Here is a 250-nt window from a genome sequence, read left to right as displayed (position 1 = left end):
CGGGTTTGCCTGTTTTACGCGAGCAGATAGCCCGGCGTATGAAAGATGAGACTATTGAGTGTTCAACGGATAATATTCTGGTGTTGCAAGGTGCGCAGCAGGGTCTGGATCTGGTGGCAAGCCTTTTGGTCAACAAAGGTGATGTTATCATCACAGAGGCACCGACTTTTCTGGGCGCCTTAGGTGCATTCGCTGTCTACGAACCGGAATACGAAACTGTGCCTGTTGATGGGGATGGGCTGGATGTAGC

General features: G+C 51.2%; 1 pseudogene. It reads left to right on the top strand.

From position 1 onward, the window contains the following. Positions 1 to 38 precede the first annotated feature (38 nt). Positions 39 to 250, top strand: a pseudogene (locus HBA93_RS22410) (PLP-dependent aminotransferase family protein); the annotation flags it as partial.

The organism is Ochrobactrum sp. SFR4, from assembly GCF_019730395.1.
Classification (GTDB): Bacteria; Pseudomonadota; Alphaproteobacteria; order Rhizobiales; family Rhizobiaceae; genus Pseudochrobactrum.
The sequence above is the reverse complement of the archived record's forward strand: the minus strand, read 5'-3'. Positions and strand labels throughout refer to the sequence as shown.